We start from the raw sequence: 25,988 nt of genomic DNA on the forward strand, positions 1-25,988 counted from the left end.
GCCATCACCAAGCACCCTCACCAGGACGCCCGCCATGCCCCATCCCTTGCTCTCCCGCCAGCCCTTCACCGCGAAGGGCAAGGTGGTCTCCGCCCGCGAGGCCGTGAACCTGATCCGTGACGGCGATGCCCTGGCGACCGGCGGCTTCGTCGGCATCGGCTTCGCCGAGGGGCTCGCCGTGGCCCTGGAGGAGCGCTTCCTGGAGACCGGCAAGCCCCGCGACCTGACCCTGATGTATGCCGCCGGCCAGGGCGACGGCAAGGAGCGCGGGCTCAACCACCTGGGCCACGAGGGGCTGGTGGCGAAGGTGATCGGCGGCCACTGGGGGCTGGTGCCCGCCCTGCAGAAGCTCGCCATCGAGGGGCGCATCCAGGCCTGGAACCTGCCGCAGGGGGTGATCTCGCACCTCTTCCGCGACATCGCCGCCGGCAAGCCCGGCACCCTGACCCGGGTGGGCCTGGGCACCTTCGTCGACCCGCGCCTGGGCGGCGGCCGGATCAACGACGTCACCCTCGAGGAGCGCGTCTCGCTGCTGCCCATCGACGGCCAGGAGTACCTCTTCTACCGGGCCCTGCCGCTGCAGGTGGCGCTGCTGCGTGGCACCACCGCCGACACCCTGGGCAACGTCAGCATGGAGCGCGAGGCCCTGACCCTGGAAGCGCTGGCCATCGCCACGGCGGTGCGCAACTCCGGGGGCGTGGTGATCGTGCAGGTGGAGCGCCTCGCCGAGCACGGCACCCTGCACCCCAAGGACGTCAAGATCCCCGGCGTGATGGTCGACTGCGTGGTGGTCTGCGAGGATCCCGCCCACCACTGGCAGACCTTCCGCACCGCCTACAACCCGGCCTTCTCCGGCGAGATCCGCGCCCCCATGGCGACCCCCGAGCCGCTGCCGCTCTCGGCGCGCAAGATCATCGCCCGGCGCGCGGCCTTCGAGCTCAGGCCCAACAGCGTGGTCAACCTGGGGATCGGCATGCCCGAGGGCGTCGGCGCGGTGGCCAGCGAAGAGCGCCTGCTCGAGCACCTGACCCTGACCGCCGAGCCCGGGGTGATCGGCGGGCTGCCGGCCGGCGGGCTCGACTTCGGCGCGGCACTGAACACCCAGGCGATCATCGACCAGCCGGCCCAGTTCGACTTCTACGACGGCGGCGGGCTCGACATCGCCTTCCTGGGCATGGCCCAGGTGGACGGTGCGGGCCACGTCAATGTCTCGCGCTTCGGCCCGCGGCTGGCCGGCGCCGGCGGCTTTATCAACATCAGCCAGAACGCCCGCAAGGTGGTGTTCATGGGCACCTTCGTGGCCACCCGGGAGGCGCTCGCCATCGTCGACGGGCGGCTCGAGGCGCCCCCCGGCGGCCAGGGCAAGTTCGTCGCCGAGGTGGAGCATCGCACCTTCAGCGGGACCCTGGCCGCCGCGGACGGCAAGCCGGTCTGCTATGTCACCGAGCGGGCGGTATTCGAGCTCACCCCGGAGGGGCTCACCCTCACCGAGATCGCCCCGGGGGTCGACCTGGAGCGCGACGTCCTGGCACTGATGGCCTTCACCCCGCGGATGCCCGAGCCGCCCCGGCTGATGGACGCGCGCATCTTCCGCGAGGCGCCCATGGGGCTCGCCGAGGAACTGCTCGACCGGCCCCTGGCACAGCGCTTCAGCCTCGACGAGGAGGAAGGCATCCTCTTCATCAACTTCGAGCACCTGCGCATCGCCTCCCCGGAGGACATCGACGCCATCGAGCAGGAGGTCGAACGGCGTCTCGCGCCGCTGGGCCGCCGCGTCCAGGCCATCGTCAACTACGACCACTGCCGCATCGACGACGCCCTGCTCGCCCCCTACACCGAGATGGTGCGCGGCCTCGAGCAGCGCTTCTACACCCGGGTGACCCGCTACACCACCAGCGGCTTCATGCGCCGCAAGCTCGGCCACGCCCTGGAGGCGCGCGCCGTCTCGCCGCATATCTACGAGAGCGCCGAGGAGGCCGAGGCCCACCTGCGCGACCGCGACGCCTGAGCCCTCGCCTCAGGCATCGAGCGCCAGCGCCTCCAGCGGCACCGGCCGGCTGAAGAGGTAGCCCTGGAAGGCCCGGCAGCCGTGTGCCACCAACCAGGCCCGCTGGGCCTCGGTCTCGACTCCCTCGGCGATCACCTCCAGCTGCAGGCTCTCGGAAAGGGCGATGATGCTGGCAACGATGGCCGCACTGGCCTCGTCCTCCAGCAGGTCGCGCACGAAGGACTGGTCGATCTTGAGCTGATCCAGGGGCAGGCGCTTGAGGTAGGAGAGCGAAGAGTAGCCGGTGCCGAAGTCGTCCAGGGCGAAGGTCACGCCATGCTCCCTGAGGCGCCGCATGGTCTCGCGGGCCTCGTCGCGATCCTCAACGAACAGGCTCTCGGTCACTTCGAGCTTGAGCCGCTCGGGGCGGGCGCCGGTGCGCGCCAGGGTGGCCAGCACTTGCTCGACGAAATCCGCCTCGCGGAACTGCTGGGGGCTGACGTTCACCGAGATCGTGAGGTCGGTCGTGGCGGAGTCCCTGGCCCAGGCCACCAGCTGCCGACAGGCGGACTCCAGCACCCAGCCGCCGATGGGCACGATCAGCCGATTCTCCTCGGCCAGCGGAATGAACTCGCCGGGGGAGACCATGCCCCGCTCCGGGTGCTGCCAGCGCAGCAGCGCCTCGACGCCGATCATGCGACGGTCGGCATCCACCTGGGGCTGGTAGTGGAGCAGGAACTCATCCCGAGGCAATGCCTGGCGCAGGTCCGCCTCGAGCCGGGCCCGCGCGTGAAGCTGGGCCTGCAAGGCCGGGTCGAAGAAGCGCAGGGTGTCGCGCCCGGCCCGCTTGGCCTGGAAGAGGGCCATGTCGGCCTGCTGGAGGATCTCGTCGAGGGTCGTGCCGTGATCGCGGTAGAGCGTGATGCCGATGCTGCCGGTCATCGTCACCGAGCTCCCGGCCAGGCCGATCGGCGCCTGGAGCACCCCGAGCAGCTTGTGGGCGATACGCTCGGCAACGGCCGCCACCCGCTGCGGGTCACGCCCCAGGTCGTGCAGCAGCACGGCGAACTCGTCGCCGCCCAGCCGTGCCAGGGTATCGGTGGCGCGCAGCACCCCACCCAGCCGGCTCGCGACCTCCCGCAGCAGCTGGTCACCGGCATGATGCCCCAGGGTGTCATTGACCTGCTTGAAGTTGTCCAGGTCGAGATAGAGCAGCGCGCCGAACTGGTCGCTGCGATAGCTGTGCTTGAGCTCGCCCTCCAGGCGGTCCAGCATCAGCCGGCGATTGGGCAGCCCGGTCAGGGGGTCGTAGAAGGCGAGCTGGTGGACCTCCTCCTCGGCGGCCTTGCGCTCGGTGATATCGCTGAAGGTGGCCACATAGTGAGTCAGCTCGCCGGCCTCGTCGCGTACCGCGCTGATGGTCAGCCACTCCGGGAACACCTCGCCGTTCCTGCGCCGGTTCCAGATCTCGCCCTGCCAGCTGCCCTTCTCCTGCACGCTCTCCCAGAGCTGCCGGTAGAAGGCCTCGTCGTGGCGCCCGGAGCTGAGCAGGCTCGGATTGCGCCCCAGCACCTCGGCCTCGGCATAGCCGGTGATGCGGGTGAAGGTGTCGTTGACCCTGATGATCCTGGCCTCGGCATCGGTGACCAGCATGCCCAGGTGGGTCTCGAAGGCCATGGCGGCGATGCGCAGCTGGGCCTCGGTGGCGCGGGACTGGGTCACCTCGCGCACCACCGCCAGCACGCCGCTGAAGCCCTCGCCCGCCTCGGCCAGCGGACTGATGATGGCCTGGAAGTCGCGGGGCACGCCGGCCAGGGTGACGCGATACTCGGTCTCCACCGGCTCGCCGGTGGCCTTGAGCTCGGCCAGGGCCTGGTCGAACTGCCGCGCCACCGCTTCCGGCAGGACCTCGGTGTAGTGGCGCTGCAGCAGCGCCTCGGCGTCCTCGAGCAGCTGGTCCCGGTCCACGGCATGGACATAGACGAAATACCCATGGGCATCGAACACGAAGATCATGTCCTGGATCGAGCCGACCAGGGCCTGCAGCCGCGCCTCGCGGTCCTGCACCTCGCGACGGGCCTGCTCGCGCTCCACCAGGCGCCGGCGCAGCTCGCCCTCCAGCCGCAGCCGGCCGAGATAATGGCGCAGCAGCCACCAGCCCAGCGCCGCCACCACCAGGAAGATGGCGCCCAGCAGCCAGAGCCGCTGCCACCAGCCGGCGAGCAGCACCTCGAGTTCCTCGCCGACCACCACCAGGAGCGGCAGCCCCGCGACCCGCTGCATGGCGTAGAGCCGCTCGCTGCCATCCAGCGGCGAGGCGGTGCGCAGGGTCGTCGACGCCTCGCCGCTGTCGAGGAAGGCGCGGGTCAGCGGCTCGCTGACCGGGGTGCCGAGCACGCCCATGGCGCCCCTCTCATCGAAGGCCGGCCGCCGGGTGATCAGCCGCATCTGGGTATCGAGAATGGCGATGCTCTCTTCCTGGGTCATGGTCAGTCGCTCGAGGACCTCGCCGAAGATCGCCGGATTGAGTCGCAGCACGGCCAGGCCCCGGAAGTCGCCATCCGGCCCGACCAGGCGCCGGGCATGCACCAAATGGAACTCCTGGCTGACGGCCGACCAGTAGAGTGGGGACACCCACTCCTGACGGTCGGCATCCTGCTCGAAGGCCTGGAAATGGGGCAGGCCGGTGATATCGAAACCCTGTGGAAATGCCGGGTTGTCAGAGGCCCGCAGCATCCCCCCGGCACTGAAGATACTGAGGTCATCGATCAAGGCATGACGATGGTTGTGCTGGCGATGGCTATGCTGATAAAGGAGTGCCTCGAGGGCCGCATCATTGCCGCGACGCGTCAGCAATGCCTGCCCGAGAGGCGACTGGAACACCTGCACCAGGCTGGAGAGCGTGTGCTCGTTGACCTCGAAGGTACTGGCCACCCACTCGGCCACCAGGTCGGCCTGCGCGCTGGCACGCTCCCGACCCACCTCGAGGTCACGCCGGTGCTGGTCCAGGAGGATGCCGGCGAACAGCAGCAGCAACGTGAGCAGGGCAAGCAGGTAGAGGATGATGGCACGGCGCCGTATGCGCCGATGGCCGCTCTCGGGCAACGCCTTGGGGGGGAGCGACTCGCCGCTCATTGTCATGGACAATCCTTGCGTTGGATCAGAGAGATAGAGTGTACCGGGTCGACGACAGGAAGACGCTCGACGGTCGACGGGGCACTTGCTTCTTATTAGTAACCATTGAAGCAGACGTTGCCACAGGCCACCATGAGGGTATCCGCCGGCCATCGGGCGGCGTCGGGAAGGCCTACCCATGGATGATGTCGCCAGCCAGTTCCTCACCGCCAACGAATCCGCCATCCGCCTGGGTGTGGCGCTGCTGCTGGGTGCCCTGATCGGCATCGAGCGCGGCTGGGTGGCACGGGCGCAGAAGTCCGGCGAGCGCATCGCCGGCATCCGCACCCACTCGCTGGTCGGGCTGCTCGGCGGCATCGCCGCGCTGCTCTCGGAGACCGTCAGCGACTGGGCCTTCCCGCTGGTCTTCGTGACCGTGGCCGGCATCAGCCTGGTCGCCTGGCGGGCCAAGCTCGCCGAGCAGCATGACTACAGCATCACCGGCCTGGTGGGCCTGCTGCTGACCTTCTGCTTCGGCGCGGTGGCCGTGGCGATCGACCTGGCCCTGGCCGCCGCCGGCGCGGTGATCACCGCGGTGATCCTCGACAACAAGCACGAGATCCACGGCCTGCTGAACAAGCTGCAGGCCCACGAGCTCGATGCCGGCCTCAAGCTGCTGCTGATCACCGTGGTGATGTTGCCGCTGCTCCCCGACCGCGGCATGGGGCCCGGCGAGGTGCTCAACCCCTACGAGATCTGGTGGATGGTGGTGCTGATCGCCTCGATCAGCTTCGTCGGCTACTTCGCCGTGCGCCTGGGCGGTGCCGAGAAGGGCATCCTCTTCACCGGCCTCTTCGCCGGACTCTCCTCCTCCACGGCGCTGACCCTGCACTTCGCCCGGATGTCGCGCCAGAGCCGGGAACTCGAGGCGATGCTCGCCGCCGGCATCCTGCTGGCCTGCGGCACCATGTTCCCGCGCATCCTGATCTATGCCGCGGTGATCAGCCCAGGGCTGCTGCCGGCGCTGCTGCTCCCGGTCACGGTGATGGGGGGAATGCTCTACCTGCCGGCGCTCTATCTCTGGCGCCACCACCGCCAAGGCCTCAGGGTCGACAGCCAGACCCCGATCCAGAACCCCCTGGAGCTGCGCACCGCGCTGCTGTTCGGGGGCCTGCTGGCGGTGATCATGCTGCTCGGCGAGTGGCTGCGCGGCGCCCTGGGCGAGGCCGGCATCTACCTGCTGGCGGCCTCCTCGGGGGTAGCCGACGTCGACGCCATCACCCTGTCGCTGACCCGCATGTCGCTGGAGCGCATCGCGCCCTCTACCGCGGTGCTGGGCATCGTCATCGCCGCCGCGGTCAACAACCTCTTCAAGTCGGGGCTGGCCACTGCCTTCGGTACCCGACAGATCGGCATGCGAGTCGCCCTGCCGATGGTCGCCTCGATGGCGACAGGCCTGGCGCTGGCCTGGTGGCTGTAGGGCCCAGGCTCAGTCGTGGGTGGGCTCCTGTGCCTCGCCCAGCAGGCACATGCAACAGCTGGGGGAGGCGGGCGAGCAGCGGGTTGAAGGGGTGGGCATCGCAGCCGAAGAAGCCGTACACCGGGGTCATCGCCTAGCCTCGACCGCAGCACCGGGTGATGTCACCCGGCGCGGGGGGAGCGCGGCCGCCTATGTGGCCTCGTAGGGCCGGGCCTGCACCTCGTCGGGGCCGTGGCGATTGAGGATCTCTTCCGCCTCCGGCTGCGACGTCTCGGGGACGATCACCTTGACTTCATTGGTCTCCTTGTCGAGGAACAACTTTTCCCGAGGATAGCCCTCGGAGACCAGCTCATCGAAGGCGTTGGCGGCCTTGTCGATGCTGCCATAGGCAGCCGTAACGGTTTGTGTCATGTCACCCTCCGCAATAGGGGGTTGGAGTGTCCGGCACCGGACGGCACCGGAACGCGACGAGAGGGGCGCGCCCTCCCCTGCCTTCAGTGTAGTTATAGCTGTTCTTCCGCCACCGGCCAGGCGATCCGCGCGGCACTTGTCCCGGATCAAGCCGGCGCCATGGAAGGCGAGCGGAACCAGGCTCAAGGACTATGCTGGGGAGACATGACACCACGAGGTCGCCGCGCATGGAGATACTCCGCAAGAGCCGCCGCGAGGCCCGGGAAACGGTGCTGGACGATTACCCGTCGGCCTGTGCCGGCTTTTCCTGGGACGAGGCCCGGACCTGGCTCGACGGCCTGCCCGGCGAAGGCGGGTTGAACATCGCCCACGAGGCGGTGGATCGCCACGCCACCGGCGAGGCCGGCGAGCGCACCGCGATCCGCTGGCTCGGCAAGGCGGGGGCGCGGCGCGAGATCCGCTACCGCGAGCTGGCCGAGCTCAGCGCCCGCTTCGCCAACGTGCTCGGCGAGCTGGGCGTGGCCCGCGGGGCCGGCGTCTTCCTGCTCGCCGGGCGGATTCCCGAGCTCTACCTGGCGGTGCTCGGGGCGCTGAAGCACGGCGCCGTGGTCACTCCGCTGTTCTCCGCCTTCGGCCCCGAGCCCATCGCGACGCGGATGAATCTCGGCGAGGGGCGGGTACTGGTGACCACCACCAGCCTCTATCGTCGCAAGGTGGCCGCGATCCGCGACCGGCTGGAAAGCCTCGAGCACGTGCTGGTGGTCCGCGACGACGACCAGGCGTTGCCCGAGGGCACACGGGAGCTCGGGCCGCTGCTCGACGCGGCCTCGCCCGAGTATGCGATCCCGGCCACCGACCCCGAACAGCCGGCCCTGCTGCACTTCACCAGCGGCACCACCGGCACGCCCAAGGGGGCGCTCCACGTCCACCAGGCGGTGGTCGCCCATCACGCCACCGCTCGCTTCGCCCTCGACCTGCGCGCGGGCGATGTTTTCTGGTGCACAGCCGACCCCGGCTGGGTCACCGGCACCTCCTACGGCATCATCGCCCCACTCTCCCTCGGCGCCACCCTGGTGGTCGACGAAGCGGAGTTCGATGCCGAGCGCTGGTACCGGATCCTCGAGGAGGAGGCGGTTAGCGTCTGGTACACCGCCCCCACCGCCGTGCGGATGATGATGAAGGGCGGCTCGGAGCGGGCCCGCTCCCGGGCCTATCCGTCGCTGCGCTTCATTGCCAGCGTCGGCGAACCGCTCAATCCCCAGGCCGTGCACTGGGGCGTGGAGGCCTTCGGGCTGCCGATCCACGACAACTGGTGGCAGACCGAGACGGGCGGGATCATGATCGCCAACTTCGCCTGCATGGACATCCGGCCCGGCGCCATGGGCAAGCCACTGCCCGGCATCGAGGCCGCCGTGCTGCGCCACCTGCCCGACGGCGGCGTCGCGCGGGTCGACCATCACGACGAGGAAGGCGAGCTCGCCCTGCGCGTCGGCTGGCCCTCCATGTTCCGCACCTACCTGCACGAGGAGGCGCGCTACCGCCGCTGCTTCGTGGACGGCTGGTATCTCACCGGGGACCTGGCCCGGCGCGACCCCGAGGGCTACTTCTGGTTCGTGGGTCGCGCCGACGACATGATCAAGTCCGCCGGCCACCTGATCGGCCCCTTCGAGGTGGAGTCGGCGCTGATGGAGCATCCGGCGGTGGCCGAGGTCGGGGTGATCGGCAAGCCCGATCCGGTGATCGGCGAGATCGTCAAGGCCTTCGTGGCCCTCAAGCCGGGCCATGCGCCCGACGAGGCGCTACGCCGCGAACTGCTCGGCTTCGCCCGCCAGCGCCTCGGCCCGGCGGTCGCGCCCAAGGAGATCGAGATCCAGGCTTCGCTGCCCAGGACCCGCAGCGGCAAGATCATGCGTCGCCTGCTCAAGGCCCGGGAACTGGGCCTGCCGGAGGGTGACACCTCGACCCTGGAGACCTCACGATGAGCGCCTCGCCTCCCCAGGAAGGCCCCGATACCCGGCCCGCCATCGGCGCGGCCGGCCTGGATGACCCCGACCGGGCCCGGGCGCTGCTGTGGCAGATGCTCCGCATCCGCCGCTTCGAGGAGAAGTGCGCCGAGCTCTACAGCGCCGGCAAGATCCGCGGCTTCCTGCACCTCTATATCGGCGAGGAGGCGATCGCTGCCGGCACCATGCCGGCCCTGGCCGAGCGGGACAATGTGCTGGCCACCTACCGCGAGCACGGCCATGCCCTCGCCCGCGGCGTTCCTGCCGGGGCGATCATGGCCGAGATGTACGGCAAGCAGGAGGGCTGCAGCCGTGGCCATGGCGGCTCCATGCACCTGTTCGACGCGAGCCGGCGCTTCTTCGGCGGCAGCGCCATCGTGGGGGGCTCCCTGCCGCTGGCGGTGGGCTATGCCCTGGCCGACCGGCTGGCCGGGCGCGACAGCGTCACCGCCTGCTTCTTCGGCGATGGCGCCGTGGCCGAGGGGGAGTTCCACGAGTCGCTCAACCTCGCCGCCCTCTGGCAGCTGCCGGTGCTCTTCCTGTGCGAGAACAACCGCTACGCCATGGGCACCGCGCTGGAGCGCCACCAGTCCCAGGTCGACCTGGCCGCCAAGGCCGCCAGCTACCGCATGCCCAGCGAGTCGGTGGACGGCATGGACGTGGTGGCGGTGTCCCGGGCCACCGAGGCGGCGGTCGACCAGGTGCGCGCCGGCCAGGGCCCCATGTTCCTGGAGTACCGCACCTACCGTTTTCGCGCCCACTCGATGTTCGACCCCGAGCACTACCGCGACAAGGCGGAGGTCGAGCAGTGGAAGAAACGCTGCCCCGTCGAGACCTTCGCCCGGGACGCGGTGGCCTGCGGGCTGCTCGCCGCCACGGTGCGTGACGAGATCGAGCGCGAGGTGGCCGAGGAGATCGACGCCGCCGTGACCTTCGCCGAGGCGGGCACCCGGGAGCCGGTGGAACAGCTCTGCCACGACGTCTATGCCCGCCAACCACCGACTGGCACGAAGGTGCGGCCATGACCACCCAGACGATCGCCTACCGCGAGGCCCTGCGCCAGGGGCTTCGCGCGGCCCTGGCCGGCGATGAGCGTGTCTTCCTGATGGGCGAAGACGTGGGTCGCTACGGCGGCACCTATGCGGTCAGCCACGGCCTGCTGGAGGAGTTCGGCGAGGCGCGCATCCGCGACACGCCGCTCTCCGAGTCGACCTTCACCGGCGCCGGCATCGGCGCGGCGCTCAACGGCATGCGTCCCATCGTCGAGATCATGACGGTGAACTTCAGCCTGCTGGCCCTCGACCAGATCATCAACAACGCGGCAACCCTGCGGCACATGTCCGGGGGCCAGTTCAGCGTGCCGCTGGTGATCCGCATGACCACCGGCGGCGGCCGCCAGCTCGCCGCCCAGCACTCCCACAGCCTGGAGGGCTGGTATGCCCATATCCCGGGGCTGCGCATCGTCGCCCCGGCGACCCACGAGGATGCCCGCGGCATGCTGCTCACCGCCCTGGAGGACCCCGATCCGGTGCTGATCTTCGAGCACGCCCTGCTGCTGGGTGTCGAGGGCGAGGTCGAGGGCAAGGTGCAAGGGGTGGACATCGACCATGCCACCATCCGCCGCGAGGGCAGCCAGGTCAGCCTGATCACCTACGGCGGCATGCTGCACAAGAGCCTCGCGGCCGCCGAACAGCTGGCCACCGAAGGCATCGACGCCGAGGTGCTTGACCTGCGCACCCTGCGTCCACTGGACGACGCGGCGATCATGGCCAGCGTGGCAAAGACCCACCGGGTGATGGTGATCGACGAGGGGTGGCGTAGCGGCAGCCTGTCGGCCGAGATCATCACCCGCATCAACGAGCAGGCCTTCTTCGAGCTGGATGCCCCGCCGGCGCGGGTCTGCAGCCAGGAGGTACCGGTGCCCTACGCCAAGCACCTCGAGGACGCGGCGATCCCCCAGGTCGAGGATATCGTCGCCGCCGTCCGCCGGCTGCTCGGCTGATGGCAAGACGGGCAGGAGGGAGGCACCCATGAGCGAGTTCCGCATGCCCTCGCTGGGCGCCGACATGGAGAGCGGTACCCTGGTCGAGTGGAACATCCAGCCCGGCGATCGGGTCGAGCGCGGACAGATCGTCTGCGTGGTCGAGACCCAGAAGGGCGCCATCGACGTGGAGGTCTGGGAGACCGGCACCGTGGAACGGCTGGTGGCGGAGGAAGGCCAGAAGGTCCCGGTGGGCGAGGTGCTGGCGGTGATCCTTGCCGAAGGCGAAAAAGCCGAGGACAAAAAAGCCGAAGGCGAAAAAGCCCAGGGCGAGGCCGCCGGCCGGGAGGCGCCGGCCGAGCACCCCATACCCGAAGCGCCCCAGGCGCCTTCGCCCCGGGCGCCCGACCTCTCACCGCCACCTACGACGGCGGCGCCGGACGTGGCCGCCGGCGAGCGGCTGCGCATCTCTCCCGCCGCGCGCAAGCGCGCCGCCGAACTGGACCTCGACCCGGCAGGCGTTCGCGGCAGCGGTGTCGGGGGCAGCATCACCCTGGAGGATATCGAGCGCGCGACCCGGCCGGCCGCGGAGAAGCAAGCCGCCCCTTCCTCCCGGGTCTCTACGACCGACACCCACGCCGCCATGCGCCAGGCCATCGCCGCCGCCATGGCCCGCTCCAAGCGCGAGATCCCCCACTACTACCTGGGCAACACCCTCTGCGTGGAACCGGCGATGGCCTGGCTCGAGGCCCATAACGCCGAACGCCCGGTGGCCGAGCGGCTGATCTTCCCGGTGCTGCAGCTGCGCGCCGTGGCGCTGGCGCTCGAGGCGGTGCCGGAGCTCAACGGCTGGTATCGCGACGACGCCTTCCAGCCGGCCGAGGGGGTGCACCCTGGGGTGGCCATCGCCCTGCGCGGCGGCGGGCTGGTGGCCCCGGCGCTGCACGACGCCGACCGGCTCGCGCCGGACGCCATGATGGCCGCGCTGCGCGACCTGCTGACCCGCGCCCGCCAGGACCGGCTACGCAGCTCCGAGCTCACCGCCGCCGGCCTTACGGTCACCAACCTGGGCGACCTGGGCGTGGAGAGCGTCCAGGGGGTCATCTACCCGCCCCAGGTGGCGCTGGTCGGCTTCGGGCGCATCGCCGAACGGCCCTGGGTCCGCGACGGCCAGGTGGTGGCCGCCCGCTGCCTGCACGCCTCGCTGGCCGCCGACCACCGGGTCACCGACGGCGCCCTCGGCGCGCGCTTCCTGACCCGACTCACCGACCTGCTGACGGAGCCCGAGCGCCTATGGCCCACCTGAGCCGCGACACCCTCCACGATACCGTCGTCGACTGTATCCTGGCGGTGGCCCCCGAGGCCGACGTCGACTCGCTGCCCCCCGGCCGCCCCTGGCGGGAGGCGCTGGAGATCGACTCCTTCGACTTCCTCAACATCCTGGTCGACCTCGAGAAGCGCCTCGGCGTCAGCGTGCCGGAGAGCGACTACCACGAGCTCGCCACCCTGGACGGCCTGATCGACTACCTGGAGAGGCGGCTCACCGCCTGAGCCAGGGCCGCCAAACAAGGCCGGCCATCGAGAGCGCCAGGCCGGTCAAGATCGCCTTCGCAGCGCGCATGGCGTTGGCCTCCCTCAGCGTCCCCGCTCGTGCAGCTGCCAGTCGTTGTCGGTGAGCGGCTGGCCCCCCTCGGGGGTGACCCGCACGGTGTCGCTGAGGCCGATGCCCCACTGCCCCGGCAGCCGCAGGCAGAGCGGCAGGTGGAAGACCATGTCGGCGGCGAACTCGCGATGCTGGCCGCGGGCGATGTAGCCGGTGCCCTCGACCCAGCTCGGCGGGAACTGGGCCCCCACCGCATAGCCGAACACCCCCGAGAAGAACACGCGCTCGGCGTGGGGCGCCAGCACCGCCTCGGCGGCACAGGCGGCATCATCGAAGCTGTGGCCGGGGCGCATCGCGGCGGTCAGCGCCTCGAACATCTCGCGACAGACATCGCGCAGCGCCTGCATCTCGGTGCTGGCCCGGCCGGCCACGGCGGTGCGCATCATCGGCGCGGTGTAGCGGTGAAAGGCCGAACCGAACTCCAGGAACACCGGTTCGTCCGCGGCGATCACATGGCGCTTGTGATTGACGTGGATGACGCTGATGCGCCGGCCGGTGGTGACGATAGGCTGCAGGCTCATGAACTCGCTGCCGGCCGCCAGCAGCGCCCGGCTGCCTTCCGCCGCGACATCGTTGTCGGTGACCCCGGGCGCGATGACCTCGATGGCCGCCTGCAAGCCGGCGGCGGTGATCCGCGCGCTCTCGCGCAGGCAGTCAAGCTCCGCCAGCGTCTTGACGATGCGGATGCGGTCGAGCAGCTCGCCGCCGTCGTCGCGGAAGCGCCCACTGCCCAGGCGTGCCTGCAGCTCACGGATGACGCCGAAGCGCAGGCCGGCCCCGAAGACATCCAGGCCGATGGCATGGAAGGGGGCGAGGATCTCGGCCAGCGGCGCGATCACCTCCTCGATGCCTTCCCAGCGATAGCCCAGGATCTCGTCAACCGAGGCGGTGACCACGGCCGGGCCGGTCTCGATGGAGGGCACCTGCAACACCAGCCGGTCGTCGGAGACGACCAGGCAGGTGTAAACCGAGACCTCGAAGGTGTGGTAGCCGGTCAGGTAGAAGATGTCGGCGGGGTCGGTCAGCAGCAGCGCCTCGAGCCCGGCGGCCTGCATGGCCTGTCGCACGCGGCGGCGCCGTACCGCGAACTCCTCGGCGGCAAAGGGCAACTCGCTCTCGGCGAGGCAGTCGGCCAGCGCATGGCGGTAGGCGTGATGATCCATCGGATGACGCTCCTGGGTGGACGAGACTCCCTGCCAGTGTAGTCATGACGGCCGTCAGGTCCCCCGGGAATCGCGGCAAAATATCCCTGTTCGCCTCCGCCCCGGTTTCGTAGAATCCAGCCTCGTGTTTCGACGCCACAGGACAATGCAATGGGCAGGGCCTTCCAGAACCGCAAGGAATCCATGGCCAAGACGGCCGACGCCAAGACCAAGGTTTACAGCAAGTACGGTCGCGAGATCTACGTCTGCGCTAAGCAGGGCGGCACCGACCCCTCGGGCAATCTCTCGCTGCGCGGCCTGATCGAGCGCGCCAAGAAGGACCAGGTGCCCAGCCACGTGATCGACAAGGCCCTGGACAAGGCCTCCGGCGTGGGTGGCGAGGACTTCTCGCCGGCCCGCTACGAGGGCTTCGGGCCGGGCAATTGCATGGTCATCGTCGAGTGCCTGACCGACAACCCGAACCGCACCTTCGGCGACGTGCGTGCCTGCTTCACCAAGGCCAAGAGCAAGCTCGGCACCCCCGGCAGCGTCAGCCACATGTTCGATCACTGCGCCATCCTGGCCTTCCCGGGCGATGACGAGGAGGCCACCCTCGAAGCGTTGATGGAGGCCGATGTCGACGTCACCGACATCGAAAGCGAGGACGGTCATATCACCGTCTTCGCCCCCCATACCGAGTATGCCAAGGCCAAGCAGGCGCTGCTCGATGCCTTCGGCGAGCTCGACTTCGAGGTCGACGAGATCCAGTTCGTGCCCCAGACCGTGACCCCGGTCGAGGGCGACGACGTGGCGATGTTCGAGAAGCTGCTCGACACCCTCAACGACCTGGACGACGTGCAGAACGTCTTCCACAACGCCGAGATAGCCAGCGAGGCGTGAGGTGCCGCCGGCCAGCATGTAGGCGATGCCCATCGACTCGGCCTCGAACGGCTCCTTGTTCTGCCAGGTCTGTCCCCACGCCTGCCCGGCTGGGGCGGATCACTCCACCGTGATGGTGAGGGGGCCGGAGGTCACCGGAGGGGCGAAGCTGAGATGGTTGGCATCCATGAACAGCAGCTGCAGGGTATGCTCGCCGGGCTCGAGTTCCAGGGTGGTCTCGGTCTGGCCGCCGCCGAAGTGGCGCATCGCATCATTGGCCGGCAGGGGCCGGTCGAGTTCCACCTCGTCCAGCGGCGTGTCCACCAGCAGGTGGTGGTGGCCGGTGCCATCGGCCTGGGTGCCGGCGGGCGCCACGCCCATGCCCTTGAGGCCCATGCGCACGGTCAGCGGGCTCTCGACGGTGGCTCCCTCCTGTGGCGAGATGAAGTAGACCTCGGTGCCCGCCGGGGCCGTGGCGCGTTCCATCTGGGCCAGGGCCGGACCGGCCAGCAGCACGCCGCCCGCCAGGGCCAGGCCCGCTATCCACTTATTCATTGCCGTCTCCTCGTCGTTGACCGGGGTCGCCCGCGTCGGGCGACGCTCGCCTACAGCATAGTCGAGCCAGGCACCGGGAGCGACGCGAGCACGGGCCTCAGCGCTCGCCGTGGGACTCCCGCCAGGCCTCGGCGGCTTCCTCGACGCCCGGCTCATCGTCGCGGGACAGAGCGGCGCGGCGCTCAGTCTCCTCCTCGCGGACATCGTCGATCACGGTCATCAGCTCGTCCACATCCACGGCACTGGTGTCGTGCTCGAAGCAGCCGGTCAGCGGGCTATCCGGCTGCAGGTCGCCGGCTTCATAGAGCGCCCAGATCTCCTTGCCGTAATCAGTGGCCAGCAGCTCCGGGGCGAAGCGGCCGAAGTAGCGGCGCATGTTGTCGACATCGCGCTCGAACATCATTTCAGCGCTGTTGTTGCCGGCGGCATCCACCGCCTGAGGCAGGTCGATGATCACCGGGCCATCCGTGGAGAGCAGCACATTGAACTCGGACAGGTCACCATGGATCAGGCCGGCACACAGCATGCGCACCACGTCACCGATCACCTTGGCGTAATGGGCCCGGGCCTCGTCGGCCGTCAGGGTCACGTCGTCCAGCCGCGGCGCGTTCAGGCCCTCGGCATCGGTGATCATCTCCATCAGCAGCACGCCGTCGACGAAGCTATGCGGTTGGGGCACCCGCACGTCCGCCGCCGCCAGCCGATAAAGGGCATCGACCTCGGCGTTGAGCCAGGCCTGTTCCTGTTCCTTCTGGCCATAACGGGTCTTCTTGGCCATCGCCCGGGACCGACGACTGTTGCGCTCCTTGCGTCCTTCCTGGTACTGCACGGCCTGCTTGAAGCTGCGCTGCTTGGCCTCCTTGAAGACCTTGGCACAGCAACGCTCGCCATGGGAGCGCACCACATACACCTGGGCTTCCTTGCCACTCATCAGCTGGCTCTCGACCACGTCGATCAGGCCGTCGTCGACCAGCGGTTGCAATCTCTTGGGTATCTTCATGTCACCACGTTGGCATAGAACCCGGCGGCTGGGTATCCCGCGGGCGTATCACGTTTCCTTTATGGTCAGCGGCTGATGCGGCGGGCACGAAAGGTGCGCCCCTTGAGCTTGCCGTTGCCCAACTGGTCGAGGGCCGCCGCGGCGACATCGCGCCGCACGGCCACGTAGGCGCTGTTGGCGAGCACCTTGATCTTGCCGACCTGCTCCCCGGCGATCCCCCCCTCGCCCGTCAGGGCACCGAGGATGTCGCCGGGTCGCAGCTTCTGCTTCTTGCCGCCGCCGAGCTGCAGGGTCGCCATGGCGGGACGGTAGGGCTGGCGCTCCAGCACCGCGCGAGAGGGCAGTGGCTCGGTCTCCAGCGCCTCGCCGAGCAGCTCGGCGAGGCGCGCCAGCCGGTAGTCCTCCTGCTCGGTGAGCAGGGTACAGGCCGTCCCGGAGCCGCCGGCCCGGCCGGTGCGCCCGACGCGGTGGACATGCACCTCGAGCTCGCGGGCGATGCGATAGTTGAACACCGCATCCAGGGTGTCGATGTCCAGTCCGCGCGCGGCCACGTCGGTGGCCACCAGGATCGAGGCGCTGCCGTTGGCGAACAGCACCAGCAGGCGGTCGCGGTCGCGTTGCTCCAGGTCGCCATGCAGCGCCAGTGCGCTGAAGCCCGCGTCGTTCAGGGCGTCCGCGACCTCGTCGGTCTCGCGCTTGGTATTGCAGAACACCACGCTGGAAGAAGGCCGAAAGTGCAGCAGCAGGCGACGCAGCGCCTCGAAGCGGGCCGACTCGTCCGCCACCCGATAGAAGTGCTGGCGGATCGTGGTGGCGTCGTGGGGCTCGGCCACCTCCACGCTGACCGGCTCATGCATCAACCGCTCGGCGATGGGCCTGATGCCCTCGGCGAAGGTGGCGCTGAACAGCAGCATCTGGCGGCTCGCCGGGGTCGCGGCGATGATCGCCTCCATGGCCGCCTGGAAGCCCATATCGAGCATGCGATCGGCCTCGTCCAGCACCAGGGTCTCGAGCGCCCCCAGGGCCAGCGAACCCTTGCGCAGGTGTTCCTCCACCCGCCCCGGCGTGCCGACGACGAGGTGCGCGCCATGCTCCAGCGAGGACAGCTGAGGCCCCAGCGGGGCCCCGCCGCACAGGGTCAGCACCTTGACGTTGGGCAGGCTGCGCGCCAGGCGACGGATCTCACCGGCCACCTGGTCCGCCAGCTCGCGGGTCGGGCAGAGCACCAGCCCCTGCACCCGGAAGTCCGCCACCGACAGCCGTGACAGCAGCGCCAGGCCGAAGGCGGCGGTCTTGCCCGAGCCGGTCTTCGCCCGAGCGATCACATCGCGGCCCGCCAGCATGGGCGGCAGGCTCTCGGCCTGGATCGGCGTCATGGCGTGATAGCCCAGCGAATCGAGGTTGGCCAGCAGTTCCGGTGCCAGCGAGAGCGTGGCGAAATCGGGAGAGGAATCAGACACGTGGATAGACCTGCAAGAGGAAGCGGGCACCGAAACGAGACGCGGAGACGGCGGGAGCCGTCGGGCAGTACTGTGGGAGCGAGTGCCGTGGGAGCAAAGATGAAGACGGCCAGGATAGCAGAAAGTGGCGCGCATCACCCGGATCGGTGGCGTTGCCACGACATTCGGTGCACGCCTCGCCGAGGAGGCTGCCCCGCTTCCGGGCAGAGCCATGTCTAACGGCGCCCCATCTTCTATAGTCAATGGCAGGTATAGTCAATGGCAGGGTGGGCTGATGCCACCCGCGACCATCACGCCACATGACAAAGGGGCCGACGCGGATCATGTGCCTGGCGATTCCCATGCAGATCACTCGCCTCGACGGCGACACGGCGCGCGCGGCTTCCCGCGGCATCGAGCGCGACATCGACCTGATGCTGATCCAGGATCAGGCCCTCGTCGTGGGCGACTTCGTCATCGTGCATGTCGGCTACGCCCTCCAGCGACTGGACCCCGAGGATGCCCTGGCGACCTGGCGACTGCTCGACGAGATGGACGACGCCACCCCCGCAGAGACGGACGACGGAGCCCTCGGCCATGCATGAACTGAGCCTGTGTCGCTCGCTGGTCCGCCAGGCCAGCCGGGTCGCCGCCGAGCACGGTGCGCTGCGCATCCGCCGCGTCTGCCTGCGCATCGGGCCGCTCTCCGGGGTCGAGGCCGCGCTGATGCGCGAGGCCTTTCCGCTGGCCAGCCGCCATACCGCCGCCGAGGGCGCGCGGCTGGAGATGGCCAGGTGTCCGGTCCGGGTGCACTGCCCCCGCTGCCGGCAGGAGGCCGAGGCCAGCGTCAACGACCTGAGCTGCCCGCGTTGCGGGCACTGGCAGACCCGGCTGACCGGCGGCGACGAGCTCCTGCTGGTCAGCGTCGACCTCGCCGACACCCCTCTCCCCCCGACCGGATAACAGGAGCCCCATCGTGTGCCAGACCTGCGGCTGCGCCCTTCCCGACCACCTGCAACACGCCTCGACCGAGCACGACGTCCATACCGTGGAGGTCCTCGAGGGCTTGAAGGCCCACAACGACGAGGTCGCGCGCCATAATCGCGAGCACTTCGACCGCACCGGGCTGCTGGTCGTCAACCTCATGTCCTCCCCCGGCGCCGGCAAGACCCGCCTGCTGGAGGCCACCATCGAGGCGCTAGGCGCCCGCTACCGCCTGGCGGTGATCGAGGGCGACCTGGAAACCGAGAACGATGCCCGCCGCATCCGCGCCAGGGGCGTGCCCGCGGTCCAGATCACCACCGGCAGTGCCTGCCACCTGGATGCCGCCATGGTGCACAGCGCGGCCCACGCGCTGCCGCTGGACGCGCTGGACATCCTGTTCATCGAGAACGTCGGCAACCTGGTCTGCCCCGCGAGCTTCGACCTGGGCCAGCATGCCAACGTCACCCTGCTCTCGACGCCGGAGGGCGACGACAAGCCGCTCAAGTACCCGGTCATGTTCCGCGCAAGCGACCTGGTGCTGATCACCAAGACCGACCTGCTGCCGGTCCTCGACGACTTCGACGTCGAGGCGGTGGCGGCGCACATGCACCGGCTCGCCTCCGCCGCCCCGGTGATGGCGCTGAGCAGCAAGTCGGGGCCGCTCGATGCCTGGCTCGCCTGGCTCGAGGCCGGCCTGGCCGAGCGGCGCCGGCCCTTCCGCCCGGCGCCTCCCGCCGAGGGTGCGTGCCTGCTGTCCCGTCCCCAAGGTCTCGCCTGAACCATGGCGGTCACTACCCCCGGCGAGTGGCTGGACCGGATACGCGCCCTGCCCCGCCCGGCATCGGGTCGCCTGCGGGTCATGAACGTCTGCGGCGGCCACGAGCGCACCATCACCCATGCCGGCCTGCGCAAGGTGCTGCCCGACTACCTGGAGCTGATCCCCGGGCCGGGCTGCCCCGTCTGCGTCTGCCCCGAGGAGGACATCCATGCCGCGGTGGCCCTGAGCCTCGCGGACGACGTGATCGTCGCCACCTTCGGCGACATGGTGCGCGTGCCCTGCAACGCCCCCCGGCGGGAACCGCGCTCCCTGCAGGCCGCCCGCGCCCTCGGCGGCCGGGTGGTCCCGGTCGCCTCCCCCGGCGAGGTGCTGGCCCTGGCCCGCCAGCATCCCGGAAAGCGGGTGGTGTTCTTCGCCGCCGGCTTCGAGACGACCACGGCGCCGATCGCCGCCCTCTTCTCCCGCATGGACCTGCCGGACAACCTGCTGCTGCTGCTCAGCGCCCGCCAGACCTGGCCGGCCATCGCCCACCTGCTGGAGGACGGCGCGCCGGGCTTCGATGCACTGATCGCCCCGGGGCATGTGGCCACCATCATGGGCGCCGAGCAGTGGCGTTTCGTGCCCGAGGCGCATGGCCTGCCCACCGCCGTGGCCGGCTTCACCCCCGGCCTGATCCTGGCGGGCCTGCATGCCGTGTTCCAGCAGGCGCTCGACCGGGCCCCGCGGCTCGACAACGCCTACCCGCAGTGCGTCACCGCCGACGGTAACCGCCGGGCACAGGCGCTGATGGCCTCGGTGTTCGAGATCACCGATGCCGAGTGGCGCGGCATCGGCACCCTGCCCGACTCCGGCTACGGCTGCACGGCGGCGCTGGCCGAGCGTGATGCCCGCCGACACTTTCCCGGGGTGTTCGAGGCCGCCTATGCGCGACGCGGCGAGATGCCGCCCGGCTGCGACTGCGCCGAGGTGGTGCTGGGGCGGATCCGGCCACCGCAGTGCCGGCTCTACGGCAGCGCCTGTCGGCCGGACACCCCCGTGGGCCCCTGCATGGTCTCCGAGGAAGGCGCCTGCCGGATCTGGTGGAGCCACGGCGTCCGGTCGGCGCAGGAAGCGCCCGCCGGGCGGATCGCCGCCACCCCGGTCGAGACAGCCCCGGCCGAGCCAACGCCCGGCCAGGAGGCACGACGCTGGGTGCTGGCCGGCGTGGTCCAGGGCGTGGGGTTCCGGCCCTTCGTCCAGCGGCTGGCCAGCCGGCTGGAACTCGCGGGCCAGGTGCGCAACAGCGGCGGCAAGGTGGTGATCGAGGCCCAGGGAAGCGCCGACCGCCTGGTTGCCTTCGAGCGGGCACTGCTCATTGATGCCCCGCGGCTGGCGCGACCGCGCCTGGCGGGGCGCGAGACGATCCCGGCGACGCTGAGCCCGCCGAGCACGGCCCGGCCGAACGCGGCCCGACCATTCGTGATCCAGCAAAGCGACGGCGACCCGGGCGGCGCGATCCACCTGCCACTGGACACCCCGGTGTGCCCGGCCTGCCTGGCGGAGATGCACGACCCGCAGGACCGCCACCACGGCTACCCCTTCACCCACTGCGACCAGTGCGGCCCGCGCTACAGCGTGATCGAACGGCTGCCCTACGACCGAGCGCGTACCAGCCTCAAGGCCTTTCCGCTCTGCCGCGAGTGCCAGCGGGAATACGACGACCCGGATAACCGGCGATTCCATGCCCAGTCGATCGGCTGTCCGCAGTGCGGGCCGCGGCTGACGTTTGTCGAGGGCTTCGTGCAGGGCGAGCGGACGCTGTCGGACCCGCGGGAGGCGCTGGCGGCCGCCATCGCGGCGCTGGCCGATGGCCGGATCGTCGCCGTGAAGGGGGTCGGTGGCTACCACCTGATGGCCGATGCCGGCAACCCGGCGGCGCTGGCGACCCTGCGCGAGCGCAAACACCGGCCGCACAAGCCGTTCGCCGTGATGGTCCCGTGGCAGGGCGAGGACGGCCTGGGGGCCGTGCGCCGCCATGCCCGGCTGGAGCCAGCGGCCGCCGAGGCCCTGCTCGCCGACGAGCGGCCGGTGGTGCTGCTTCCGCTGCGCGCCGACCACGGGCTCGAGGCGGGCCTCGCTCCCGGGCTCGACGAGGTCGGCGTGCTGCTGCCCTATGCGCCCCTGCACCACCTGCTGCTGGAGGCCCTGGCGCGCCCGCTGGTCGCCACCTCGGCCAATGTCGCCGGCGAGCCGATCATCGCCGACCGGGCCATGGCGGAACGGCGCCTGGGCCGGGTAGCCGATGCCTTCCTGCACCATGACCGCCCCATCCTGCACCCCGTGGATGACGGCATCCGGCGGCCCATAGCCGGCAGGGCCCGCCCGCTGCGCCCGGGGCGGGGCAGCACGCCCCTCGAGCTCGAGCTGCCCTGGCGACTGTCCTTGCCAGAGTCCCGGGCCCTGCTCGCCGTGGGTGCCCAGCAGAAGAGCACGGTCTGCCTGGCCTGGGAGGCGCGGCTGGTGCTGTCGCCGCACATCGGCGAGCTCTCGGCGCTGCGCACCCAGCAGGCCTTCGCGCGGCAGATCGAGACCCTGGCCGGGCTGTATGGCGTGCGCCCCGAGCTCGTCCTGCACGATGCCCACCGCGGCTACCACAGCACCCGTTGGGCCCGCGACAGCGGCCTGGCATGCCGGGAGGTCGCCCACCACCACGCCCATGCCGCCGCCCTGTGCGGGGAGCACGGCCGCTTCCGGGAGCCGACCCTGGTGTTCACCTGGGACGGTACCGGGCTGGGCCCGGACGACACCCTGTGGGGCGGCGAGGCCCTGCTCGGCCGACCCGGCCGCTGGCAACGCCATGCCTCGTTCGCGCCCTTTGCCCTGCCCGGCGGGGAGGCGGCGATTCGGGAGCCCTGGCGCCTGGCCACCACCCTGAGCTGGCAGAGCGGCCTCGAGGGGCCGGTCGCCGAGGGCACCGACGAGGAGCTGGCCCTGCTGCGAGCGGCCTGGGAGCGGCGCCTCAACGCCCCCGCCTGTTCCGCCGTGGGCCGGCTGTTCGATGCCGCCGCGGCCCTGCTGGTCCCGATGCCCCGAGTCAGCCACGAGGCCCAGGCCGCCATGCGGCTCGAGGCCCTGGCCGACGGCGACGGCCAGGGCCTTGACCTGCCGCACCATCGCGACCCGGCCGGGGTGCTACGCTGTGACTGGCGCCCGCTGATCCGTCACCTCCATGACGCACGCCTCGCCCCGGAACGGCGCGCCGCGGACTTCCATGCCACCCTGGTCCGGGTGCTGCGACGCCAGGCCGGGGCGGCCCGGGACGCCTCGGGGGTAACGACCCTCGGCCTGACCGGCGGCGTGTTCCAGAATCGCCGACTGACCGAGGCGGCCGTGGCAGCCCTGGAGGAGGACGGCTTCAGGGTGCTGCTGCACGAGCGGCTGCCCTGCAACGACGCCGCCATCAGCGTCGGCCAGGTCATGGAGTGCCTGGCCCGACTGTCACGGCAAGAGGAGGAGTGAGTGACCCAGCCCGGTCCCGACACGGCCACCATCACCCTGGCCCACGGCAATGGCGGGCGCCTCATGCGCCAGCTGATCGATGCGGTGTTCGTCCGCCAGCTGGGCAATCCCTGGCTGGCGCCGCTGGCCGATGCCGCCATCCTGCCCCCCTTCCCGGATGGCGACCATGAGCTGGTCTTCACCAGCGACGGGGTCACCGTGCAGCCGCTGTTCTTCGCCGGGGGCGACATCGGCAGCCTGGCGGTGCACGGCACTGTCAACGACCTCGCCGTCTGCGGGGCAACCCCGCGCTACCTGAGCCTCAATGCCTTCCTGGAGGAGGGGCTGCCGCTCGAGGCCCTCGAGCGGATCGTCGCCAGCCTGGCCAAGGCCGCCCGGGCCTGCGATGTCCAGGTGGTGGCCGGCGACACCAAGGTACTGCCGCGCGGGCTCTGCGGCGGGCTCTACTTCGGCGTGTCCGGGATCGGCACGCGGCCCCCCGGGCTGGCCCTCGGCACCCGCGGCATTCGTGCCGGGGATGCGGTGCTGGTCAGCGGGCCGCTGGGCGACCACGGCATTGCCGTGATGCTGGCCCGCGAGGAATTCGGCCTGAGCGGCAACCTGGCCTCCGACAGCGCCAGCGTGCTGCCCCTGACCCGGGCCCTGCTGACGATGCCCGGCCTGCGCTTCATGCGCGACCCGACCCGCGGCGGCCTGGCGACGGTGCTGCATGAGGTGATCCAGGCCACGGGGCTCGGCGTGACGCTCGAGGAGCCACGGCTGCCGATCCGCGGCAGCGTGCGCAGCGTCTGCGACATGCTGGGCTACGACCCCCTCTATCTCGCCTGCGAGGGGCGGGTGGTCGCCATCGTGGCCGAGGAGCAGGCCGACGAAGCCCTGCACCGCTGGCAGGCGCTCCCGCAGGGGCGAGGGGCGCAGCGGATCGGCACGCTCGACCCGCACCACGACCGGCTGCTGCTGGTCAACGAGTGGGGCGGCGAGCGCCTCCTGCAGGAGCTGGAGGACGACCCGCTGCCACGCATCTGCTGAGCGTGGCGGTACCGGCCACCTGACGACCATTGAACGGGACACGCCACCATGAAGGTACGGCACTTTCTCGCCCGCGAGCGCCTCCAGTCACTCCTCGACCGGCTGGTGGAGGCGGGCTATGAGGTCATCGGGCCCCGGGTGCACGATCATGCCATCCTCTTCGAGCCCCTCTCGACGGTGGAGCAGCTGCCTGTCGGGATCATCGATGACCAGGCCCGCGGCCGCTACCGGCTCGAGCACACCGATTCCGGACGCGTCTTCGACTGGGCCACGGGCCCCCAGGCGATCAAGCCGCTGACCTTTGCCCCTCGCGAGACCCTGTGGCGAAGCGAGCGACAGCCCGACGGCCGCCTGGTGTTCCGCGAGCAGCCCCCCGAAGCCCAGCCGATGGCGGTCATCGGCGTGCGGGCCTGCGACCTCGCGGCGCTGGCGGTCCATGACCGCCACTTCCTGCATGACGCCCATCCCGACCCGCACTACCGCGAGCGACGCCGCAACCTCTTCCTGGTCGCCGTCAACTGCATGCGCTCCGCCGCCACCTGCTTCTGCACCGCCACCGGCGACGGCCCGCGAGTCCAGCACGGCTTCGACCTGGCGCTCTCGGAACTCGACGACGGCTTCGTGGTGGAGGCCCACTCCCAGGAGGGCCTGGCCATCCTGGACGCCCTGGAGACGACGCTGGCAAGCCATGACCAGCTCGAGCAGGTGGAGGCCGGCATCGAGCGGGCGACCAACCAGCAGACGCGACGCCTGCCCGAGGGCTCGCTGCCGGAGATGCTGCAGGCGGCCGTCGAGCATCCGCATTGGCAGAGCCTCAACGACCGCTGCCTGACCTGCGGCAACTGCACCGCGGTCTGCCCCACCTGCTTCTGCCAGACCCACGTCGACGAGCTCTCCCTGGACGGGAAGACGTCCGAGCACGGCCGGCAGTGGGGCAGCTGCTTCGACCCCGACCACAGCTACATCCATGGCACCGTCATCCGCGCCGAGCGGCCCCAGCGCTATCGCCAGTGGCTGACCCACAAGTTCGGCACCTGGGTGGAGCAGTATGGCCGCAGCGGCTGCGTGGGCTGCGGCCGCTGCATCGCCTGGTGCCCGGTGGGCATCGACGTGATCGAGGAACTGGCCGCGCTTTCCAAGGCGCCCGAAAACGCGCCTCCCAAGGCGCCCGAAGACGCGCCCCCCAAGGCGCCCGACGGGGAGGGCCAATCATGACCAGCGCGCTGGTGCCCTTCGAGGCCGAGGTCGTCGGCTGCAGGGACGAGACCCCGGACATGTTCAGCCTGCAGCTGCGCTTCACCGACCCCGAGGTGCAGGCCGCCTACCGCTTCTCGATGGGCCAGTTCAACATGCTCTACCTGCCGGGCATGGGCGAGGTGCCGATCTCCATCGTCTCCGACCCCGACGAGCGGACGATGATCGACCACACCATCCGCAAGGTCGGCTCGGTCACCCGTAACCTGGGGCGGCTCGAGGTCGGCGACCGGCTCGGCCTGCGCGGCCCCTACGGCCGCGGCTGGCCCACGGACGAGGCCGAGGGCACCGACCTGGTGATCGTCACCGGCGGACTGGGCTGCGCCCCGTCGGTCTCGCTGATCGAGTACGTCCTGCACCGCCGCGGACGCTACGGCCGGATGCATATCATCCAGGGGGTCAAGCACTCCAACGACCTGATCTGGCGCGACCGCTACGACGCCTGGCGCCGTCACCCGGACGTCGAGGTCTACCTGACCGCCGACACCGGCGACACCTTCTGGCCCTGGCATACCGGCCCGGTGACCCAGTTCTTCGAGCGCATCGCCTTCGACCCGGCGCGCTGCTCGGTCTTCATCTGCGGCCCCGAGGGCATGATGCGGGCGGTGATCAAGGCGATGCGCGAGCGCGAGGTGCCAGAAGAGCGGATCTGGCTCAGCATGGAGCGCAACATGCACTGCGCCATCGGCTCCTGCGGCCGCTGCCAACTGGGGCCCAAGTTCGTGTGCCGTGACGGCCCGGTCTTCACCTGCCGCGAACTGGCGCCCTACCTCTCGCACAAGGGAGTCTGA

The 25,988-nt window shown here is 70.4% G+C and carries 21 protein-coding genes; 15 read left to right on the forward strand and 6 right to left on the reverse strand.

Annotated elements, in window-relative coordinates; genetic code table 11:
- The first annotated feature begins 34 nt into the window (after positions 1-34).
- Positions 35-2,008 (forward strand): acyl CoA:acetate/3-ketoacid CoA transferase, encoded by a 1,974-nt coding sequence (locus tag OP497_RS02145; protein WP_280546174.1) that lies wholly within the window; start codon positions 35-37, stop codon positions 2,006-2,008.
- Positions 2,009-2,017: 9 nt separating this feature from the next.
- Here OP497_RS02145 and OP497_RS02150 read toward each other — a convergent pair whose 3' ends face one another.
- Positions 2,018-5,128, reverse strand: coding sequence for an EAL domain-containing protein (locus tag OP497_RS02150; RefSeq protein WP_280546176.1), 3,111 nt, complete (start codon positions 5,126-5,128; stop codon positions 2,018-2,020).
- A gap of 172 nt (positions 5,129-5,300) precedes the next feature.
- On the opposite strand from OP497_RS02150, the gene OP497_RS02155 reads away from it, so the two are divergent.
- A complete protein-coding gene (locus tag OP497_RS02155) occupies positions 5,301-6,581 on the forward strand; it encodes an MgtC/SapB family protein (RefSeq protein ID WP_280546177.1) in 1,281 nt (426 codons plus the stop codon).
- A 189-nt stretch (positions 6,582-6,770) separates the two neighbouring features.
- Here OP497_RS02155 and OP497_RS02160 read toward each other — a convergent pair whose 3' ends face one another.
- Positions 6,771-6,992 (reverse strand): hypothetical protein, encoded by a 222-nt coding sequence (locus OP497_RS02160; protein ID WP_280546178.1) that lies wholly within the window; start codon positions 6,990-6,992, stop codon positions 6,771-6,773.
- Between the two features lie 227 nt (positions 6,993-7,219).
- Between OP497_RS02160 and acsA the strand changes: the two genes are divergently transcribed.
- The 5 genes from acsA to OP497_RS02185 are packed head-to-tail and all read left to right on the forward strand — an operon-like array spanning position 7,220 to position 12,527.
- Positions 7,220-8,974: an acetate--CoA ligase gene (gene acsA / locus OP497_RS02165; RefSeq protein WP_280546179.1), complete on the forward strand. Its 1,755-nt coding sequence runs from the start codon at positions 7,220-7,222 to the stop codon at positions 8,972-8,974.
- Positions 8,971-10,020 (forward strand): pyruvate dehydrogenase (acetyl-transferring) E1 component subunit alpha, encoded by a 1,050-nt coding sequence (gene pdhA / locus OP497_RS02170; protein WP_280546181.1) that lies wholly within the window; start codon positions 8,971-8,973, stop codon positions 10,018-10,020. The genes acsA and pdhA overlap by 4 nt, the downstream gene beginning before the upstream one ends.
- The gene (locus OP497_RS02175) at positions 10,017-10,997 is read left to right on the forward strand and encodes an alpha-ketoacid dehydrogenase subunit beta (RefSeq protein WP_280546183.1); all 981 of its coding nucleotides are present in this window, start codon (positions 10,017-10,019) and stop codon (positions 10,995-10,997) included. Before pdhA ends, OP497_RS02175 begins: the two co-directional genes overlap by 4 nt.
- A gap of 28 nt (positions 10,998-11,025) precedes the next feature.
- A complete protein-coding gene (locus OP497_RS02180; protein WP_280546185.1) occupies positions 11,026-12,282 on the forward strand; it encodes a dihydrolipoamide acetyltransferase family protein in 1,257 nt (418 codons plus the stop codon).
- Positions 12,270-12,527, forward strand: a complete 258-nt coding sequence (locus OP497_RS02185) for an acyl carrier protein (RefSeq protein ID WP_280546187.1) — start codon at positions 12,270-12,272, stop codon at positions 12,525-12,527. The genes OP497_RS02180 and OP497_RS02185 overlap by 13 nt, the downstream gene beginning before the upstream one ends.
- Before the next feature lie 84 nt (positions 12,528-12,611).
- On the opposite strand, the gene OP497_RS02190 is transcribed toward OP497_RS02185, so the two are convergent.
- Positions 12,612-13,802 carry a Xaa-Pro peptidase family protein gene (locus OP497_RS02190; RefSeq protein ID WP_280546188.1) on the reverse strand — a complete coding sequence of 397 codons (1,191 nt, stop codon included), beginning with the start codon at positions 13,800-13,802 and terminating at the stop codon, positions 12,612-12,614.
- Between the two features lie 150 nt (positions 13,803-13,952).
- Here OP497_RS02190 and OP497_RS02195 point away from each other — a divergent pair, with 150 nt between their 5' ends.
- Entirely contained in the window at positions 13,953-14,681 is a 729-nt protein-coding gene (locus OP497_RS02195; protein ID WP_280546189.1) for a YebC/PmpR family DNA-binding transcriptional regulator, read from the forward strand.
- 99 nt (positions 14,682-14,780) lie between these two features.
- Here OP497_RS02195 and OP497_RS02200 read toward each other — a convergent pair whose 3' ends face one another.
- The 3 genes from OP497_RS02200 to dbpA all read right to left on the reverse strand — a co-directional run bounded on the left by OP497_RS02200 (position 14,781) and on the right by dbpA (position 17,675).
- Complete coding sequence (locus tag OP497_RS02200) at positions 14,781-15,215, reverse strand: DUF4399 domain-containing protein (RefSeq protein WP_280546190.1); 435 nt, start codon at positions 15,213-15,215, stop codon at positions 14,781-14,783.
- Between the two features lie 97 nt (positions 15,216-15,312).
- Positions 15,313-16,215, reverse strand: a complete 903-nt coding sequence (locus tag OP497_RS02205; RefSeq protein ID WP_280546191.1) for a PA4780 family RIO1-like protein kinase — start codon at positions 16,213-16,215, stop codon at positions 15,313-15,315.
- A gap of 65 nt (positions 16,216-16,280) precedes the next feature.
- Positions 16,281-17,675 carry an ATP-dependent RNA helicase DbpA gene (gene dbpA, locus OP497_RS02210; protein WP_280546192.1) on the reverse strand — a complete coding sequence of 465 codons (1,395 nt, stop codon included), beginning with the start codon at positions 17,673-17,675 and terminating at the stop codon, positions 16,281-16,283.
- Between the two features lie 323 nt (positions 17,676-17,998).
- On the opposite strand from dbpA, the gene OP497_RS02215 reads away from it, so the two are divergent.
- From OP497_RS02215 to OP497_RS02245, 7 genes are read left to right on the forward strand one after another with little or no spacing between them, the layout of a single operon-like run.
- Complete coding sequence (locus OP497_RS02215; protein ID WP_280546392.1) at positions 17,999-18,259, forward strand: HypC/HybG/HupF family hydrogenase formation chaperone; 261 nt, start codon at positions 17,999-18,001, stop codon at positions 18,257-18,259.
- The gene (locus tag OP497_RS02220) at positions 18,252-18,617 is read left to right on the forward strand and encodes a hydrogenase maturation nickel metallochaperone HypA (protein ID WP_280546193.1); all 366 of its coding nucleotides are present in this window, start codon (positions 18,252-18,254) and stop codon (positions 18,615-18,617) included. Before OP497_RS02215 ends, OP497_RS02220 begins: the two co-directional genes overlap by 8 nt.
- A 13-nt stretch (positions 18,618-18,630) precedes the next feature.
- On the forward strand, positions 18,631-19,416 hold the full coding sequence (gene hypB / locus OP497_RS02225; protein ID WP_280546194.1) for a hydrogenase nickel incorporation protein HypB: 786 nt from the start codon (positions 18,631-18,633) through the stop codon (positions 19,414-19,416).
- 3 nt (positions 19,417-19,419) lie between these two features.
- Complete coding sequence (gene hypF, locus OP497_RS02230; RefSeq protein ID WP_280546195.1) at positions 19,420-22,914, forward strand: carbamoyltransferase HypF; 3,495 nt, start codon at positions 19,420-19,422, stop codon at positions 22,912-22,914.
- Positions 22,915-23,943, forward strand: coding sequence for a hydrogenase expression/formation protein HypE (gene hypE, locus OP497_RS02235; RefSeq protein ID WP_280546197.1), 1,029 nt, complete (start codon positions 22,915-22,917; stop codon positions 23,941-23,943). It abuts the gene before it with no gap.
- A 48-nt stretch (positions 23,944-23,991) separates the two neighbouring features.
- Positions 23,992-25,158 (forward strand): 4Fe-4S dicluster domain-containing protein, encoded by a 1,167-nt coding sequence (locus OP497_RS02240; protein ID WP_280546199.1) that lies wholly within the window; start codon positions 23,992-23,994, stop codon positions 25,156-25,158.
- Entirely contained in the window at positions 25,155-25,988 is an 834-nt protein-coding gene (locus OP497_RS02245; RefSeq protein WP_280546200.1) for an FAD/NAD(P)-binding protein, read from the forward strand. The genes OP497_RS02240 and OP497_RS02245 overlap by 4 nt, the downstream gene beginning before the upstream one ends.

Origin of the sequence: Halomonas sp. 11-S5, assembly GCF_029889825.1 — a bacterium.
Classification (GTDB): Bacteria; Pseudomonadota; Gammaproteobacteria; order Pseudomonadales; family Halomonadaceae; genus Halomonas.

Excerpts from the sequence above, each read along its gene's own strand:
- OP497_RS02160 (WP_280546178.1), bottom strand. The coding sequence starts at position 6,992 with ATGACACAAACCGTTACGGCTGCCTATGGCAGCATCGACAAGGCCGCC.
- OP497_RS02205 (WP_280546191.1), bottom strand. The coding sequence starts at position 16,215 with ATGAAGATACCCAAGAGATTGCAACCGCTGGTCGACGACGGCCTGATC.
- OP497_RS02155 (WP_280546177.1), top strand. The coding sequence starts at position 5,301 with ATGGATGATGTCGCCAGCCAGTTCCTCACCGCCAACGAATCCGCCATC.
- OP497_RS02195 (WP_280546189.1), top strand. The coding sequence starts at position 13,953 with ATGGGCAGGGCCTTCCAGAACCGCAAGGAATCCATGGCCAAGACGGCC.
- OP497_RS02185 (WP_280546187.1), top strand. The coding sequence starts at position 12,270 with ATGGCCCACCTGAGCCGCGACACCCTCCACGATACCGTCGTCGACTGT.
- pdhA (WP_280546181.1), top strand. The coding sequence starts at position 8,971 with ATGAGCGCCTCGCCTCCCCAGGAAGGCCCCGATACCCGGCCCGCCATC.
- OP497_RS02150 (WP_280546176.1), bottom strand. The coding sequence starts at position 5,128 with ATGACAATGAGCGGCGAGTCGCTCCCCCCCAAGGCGTTGCCCGAGAGC.
- OP497_RS02245 (WP_280546200.1), top strand. The coding sequence starts at position 25,155 with ATGACCAGCGCGCTGGTGCCCTTCGAGGCCGAGGTCGTCGGCTGCAGG.
- OP497_RS02200 (WP_280546190.1), bottom strand. The coding sequence starts at position 15,215 with ATGAATAAGTGGATAGCGGGCCTGGCCCTGGCGGGCGGCGTGCTGCTG.
- OP497_RS02145 (WP_280546174.1), top strand. The coding sequence starts at position 35 with ATGCCCCATCCCTTGCTCTCCCGCCAGCCCTTCACCGCGAAGGGCAAG.
- OP497_RS02175 (WP_280546183.1), top strand. The coding sequence starts at position 10,017 with ATGACCACCCAGACGATCGCCTACCGCGAGGCCCTGCGCCAGGGGCTT.
- OP497_RS02215 (WP_280546392.1), top strand. The coding sequence starts at position 17,999 with ATGTGCCTGGCGATTCCCATGCAGATCACTCGCCTCGACGGCGACACG.
- OP497_RS02220 (WP_280546193.1), top strand. The coding sequence starts at position 18,252 with ATGCATGAACTGAGCCTGTGTCGCTCGCTGGTCCGCCAGGCCAGCCGG.
- hypF (WP_280546195.1), top strand. The coding sequence starts at position 19,420 with ATGGCGGTCACTACCCCCGGCGAGTGGCTGGACCGGATACGCGCCCTG.
- OP497_RS02190 (WP_280546188.1), bottom strand. The coding sequence starts at position 13,802 with ATGGATCATCACGCCTACCGCCATGCGCTGGCCGACTGCCTCGCCGAG.
- acsA (WP_280546179.1), top strand. The coding sequence starts at position 7,220 with ATGGAGATACTCCGCAAGAGCCGCCGCGAGGCCCGGGAAACGGTGCTG.
- OP497_RS02240 (WP_280546199.1), top strand. The coding sequence starts at position 23,992 with ATGAAGGTACGGCACTTTCTCGCCCGCGAGCGCCTCCAGTCACTCCTC.
- OP497_RS02180 (WP_280546185.1), top strand. The coding sequence starts at position 11,026 with ATGAGCGAGTTCCGCATGCCCTCGCTGGGCGCCGACATGGAGAGCGGT.